General features: G+C 69.9%; 4 protein-coding genes. All 4 read left to right on the top strand.

What is annotated here, in order from left to right; genetic code table 11:
- Positions 1 to 606: MBL fold metallo-hydrolase (locus tag JFB92_RS18070; protein ID WP_199042100.1), on the top strand; the 606-nt coding region annotated here is incomplete at its 5' end.
- A 40-nt stretch (positions 607 to 646) separates the two neighbouring features.
- Positions 647 to 1,549 carry an aminoglycoside phosphotransferase family protein gene (locus JFB92_RS18075; RefSeq protein WP_199042102.1) on the top strand — a complete coding sequence of 301 codons (903 nt, stop codon included), beginning with the start codon at positions 647 to 649 and terminating at the stop codon, positions 1,547 to 1,549.
- Positions 1,550 to 1,697: 148 nt separating this feature from the next.
- Complete coding sequence (locus tag JFB92_RS18080; protein WP_199042104.1) at positions 1,698 to 2,753, top strand: methyltransferase domain-containing protein; 1,056 nt, start codon at positions 1,698 to 1,700, stop codon at positions 2,751 to 2,753.
- Positions 2,754 to 2,881: 128 nt separating this feature from the next.
- Positions 2,882 to 3,496 (top strand): hypothetical protein, encoded by a 615-nt coding sequence (locus JFB92_RS18085; protein ID WP_199042106.1) that lies wholly within the window; start codon positions 2,882 to 2,884, stop codon positions 3,494 to 3,496.
- Positions 3,497 to 3,775 lie beyond the last annotated feature (279 nt).

Raw genomic sequence — 3,775 nt, forward strand, 5'->3', positions numbered from 1 at the left:
ACCGACATCCCGTACGTCGCCGCCAAGACCGGTGCGACCGTGCTGGGCACCGAGACCCACCTGAACCTCCTGCGCGCCATGGACACCCCCGAAGAACAGCTCGGACAGGTCGAGGGCGGCGAGCTGTACCGGTTCGACGGCTTCACCGTCGAAGTCCTGGAGGCCCACCACAACGTCAGCGGCCGACACAAGACGCTCCTGTTCGCCGGCAGCCGCGTAGGCGAGGTCCCGAAGCGCCCCAAGGTAGTGAAGGACCTGGTCGAGGGCGGCAGCCTGGCCTACCTGATCACCATGGGCGAGGCGACCCTGCTCATCGGCATCACCGGCGTCTTCCAAGAACGCGATCTCGCCGGACTCGAACCGACACTGCTGTTCATGCAGGCCGGAGTGGCCCCCGGCAGCGGCTACGAAGAACGCCTCCTCGACGTCACCGGCCACCCGCGCTACATCGTCCCGACCCACTGGGACGACTACGAGGAACCCCTGACCGAACCGGCCGTAGACTGGCTAGGCGCCCACGACCTGGCAGAACGCATAGCCGACCTGAGCCCGGACACCGAATTCATCCTCCTCGACCACCTGGAGTCCTTCTCCTTCGAAGCGTAAACGGATTGCGGTCACAGGGGCGGCCGCCGATACTCGATCGATGCAGCTACCGCCGATACCCGACGACATCCGCAGGCAAGTCCTCGAATGGTCGGGTGACGACGGTCGGCAATGGCTGGACTCGGTTCCCGGCACCGCGGAGCGGCTGGTCGACCAGTGGGGACTCGCCCCCACCGGCGGGCCGTTCGAGGGCGGCACCCACTCGTACGTCCTCCCCGTCGATCGCGACGGCGAAGACGCGGTGCTCAAGGTGATCTACCGCGATGAGGAGAACGCCGCCGAACCGACCGCGCTGCGCGACTATGACGGCGACGGCGCGGTCCGACTCTACGAGTACGAGGCAGAGACCGGCGCGATGCTCCTGGAGCGGGTCATGCCCGGCACTGAGCTGCTCGAACACGACTTCGGCCCCGAGGACGATCGGGCCACCTGGCGGCGTCGCGTCGAGTCCGCCTGCGGCCTGTACCGGCGGCTGTGGCGCGCCCCCGGCCAGTCGGACGGATTCCCCGCCTACCCGCTGGCGACCGACCTGTTGGCAGACCTGGAGCGCCACTTCGAAAAGCTGGAATCGCCGTGGCGTGAACGAGGCCAGGACCTGTGCCGGACCCTGGCCGACCCCGGCGAGGTCGGCATCGCCAACCGCGACACGCACCTGGGCAACATCATCGCCTCCGACCGCGAACCCTGGCTGCTGATCGATCCCAAGCCGTACCTGGCAGAACGCGCCTTCGACGCAGGCTATTTCGTGTTCCGGCAACTCGAGTACGGCATCGCCCTCGGCACACCCGAACTGGTGCGGATCGTGGCCGAGAATCTGGGGGCCGACCGCGAGCGGGTCAAGGCATGGGCCGCGGTCCGCGCCCTCGCCGAAGCCGCCGAGGCGGGCCCGGGCGAGTACCACGACTCGTGTGCCGGGGTGGTCGCCGACATCGAGCGGGCCTGACCCGGTGCGTTAACCTTGCCCATGTGACATACACATTCTTCTTCCTGCTCGGCTAGCGCTCCGCCAGCCGACCCGAGGCCACGCCCGCGGCTGGCGATGTGGCGCGCGCAGACCGGCGCGCCAAGTCGCTCACCGGGGAAGTCAAGTCATGTCACGAAACCGCCAGAAGGCGGTGGGCTACGCCCTGCCCGAACTCCATCTCTTCGCCAGCACCGTCCACGGCCTCGAACCGATCGCCGCCGCCGAACTGACCGCGCGAGGCCACCGGGTGCTGGGCATCCGCAAACGCCAGGTCCTGGTGTCCTCGCCGCCCGAACTGGCCGACGACCGCCCGCGCACCATCGACGACCTGCTGATCCAGCTCGCGAGCGCACCCGATCCCGGACCGGTGAAGGCCGACCTGGCCGCGCTCCGGCTCGACGTGGAGCTGGAACCGATCCGGGCCGCCCTCGACGGCGGCGAGGCGACGCTCAGCGTCTCGGCCTCGATGATCGGCCGCCGCACCTACAACCGCTACGACCTTGAGGAGGCGATCGGCACGCACCTGGCTCGGCGCCTGGGAGCCCGCCTCGCCTCGCGGCGCGGCGGAGCGCGCCCGCCTGAAGGCGCGGTCGAGCTGCGCGCGACCCTCTCACCGGAGGGCCTGCTGCTGGGCCTGCGCGGGAGACGAGCGCCGCTGCACCGCCGAGAGTGGAGGAAGGCGACGATTCCGGGCAGCCTCCATCCGCCGGTCGCGGCGGCGATGGCCCGCCTGGCCGAGGTCGAGCCGGGGATGACGGTGCTCGATCCGTGCTGCGGGGCGGGCACGATCCTCATCGAGGCCGCCGAAGCCGAGCCGAGCGTCCGCTACCTCGGCTCCGACCGGGACCCGGAGGCGCTGGACGCCGCAGCCCGCAACGCCGACGGCCGCCGGCAGATCGAATGGCAGCGAGCCGACGCGGCCGAGTTGCCGCTGCCGACAGGCTCGGTGGACCGGATGGTCACGAATCCGGCCTGGGGCCGCCAGGTCCGCGCCGACACACCGTTCCAGGCGCTCCTGGACGAGTGGAAGCGCGTCCTGACCCCCGGCGGGCGCCTGGTGTGCCTGCTGCCTCCGGAACTCCCGTCCTGGGTGGAAGACGCGGGCTGGACGGTGGAAAAGACCGTCCAGGTGAGCGTCTCGGGCCGCCACCCGCTCATCGCCGTCGCCGAGAAGAGGAGCTGACGCCGGACACGAGAGATCCGGGTTGTGGCCGCATTCCCGGCAAGCGGCCACAACCCGGCGCGCTCAATGAGGCGTCCTATTCATTGCGGCGACTCGACGGGCGGGTCAGGCGACGAAACGGAGGCCCCATGGCAGACCGAAAGCGGCCCAGACCAGGGACGATCACGGCCGTGATGTGGCCGCAGCACCTCACCGCCGTCTCCGTGATCCTGGCTGCGCTCGGCTTCCTCATCGTCAAGGAGACGGTGCGGACCGAGGCCGAGAGGCAGATCCTGAACCACCCCGGTCTGCGGTCCGACTCCGATGTGGTCGCCTCCGAGATCGGCTGGATCATCCGGGCTTCGTTCGAGGCCATGGCGGGCTTCTACGTCATCCTGGCGCTGATCTATGTGGCCCTGGGCCTGCTCAACCGCAGGGACGACCGGACCGGCCGCGTCCTCACCTGGTACCTGGCCGGGTTCGGACTGTTCTGCTGCACCCCGGCCAGCCTGCTGAGCAGACTGACCGCGATCGGCACCGGCAGGTCGCTCATTCCCAAGGACCAAGGGGGCCTGGACTACCGCGGCGAAGCCGACGAGCTGGTCCGCGAGGCGACTCCCGTCTGGGTGACCGCCCTGGACTGGCTCTCGGTCCTGATGCTCACGGGCGGCTCGCTGCTGATCCTCGTCCTCCTGATCCTCCGAGTCGCGAACGAGCACTCCCGCAAGAACGGGTTCGGCGTTCCGCCGGAGTCGCCAAGGTGACCTCCGGTCGGAGGCATCGCCTTGACGGTCGCTCGAATCGATTGTGTGGCCAGATCCGGTGCAGGTTTCGCTTGGTGGTTCATCGCCGGGTTGTTCGCTCTCCTTTCGGTGCTGGTCCCGGACACAATGGTCGTGCCGCCCGTGTGCGGGCAGCGGCCACCGGGGGCCGGGCGCTGGTGGTGGCGGTGTGGCACGCGGTGCCCGTGACCGGGTCGTTCGGCGTGGGGCCGCCGGGTGCGTGCACCGTCCCCGCGCTCCGGTGGGACCGGTGCGCGCGCT

The sequence above is a fragment of the Glycomyces salinus genome, assembly GCF_016428645.1.
In the GTDB taxonomy this organism is placed as follows: Bacteria; Actinomycetota; Actinomycetes; order Mycobacteriales; family Micromonosporaceae; genus Glycomyces; species Glycomyces salinus.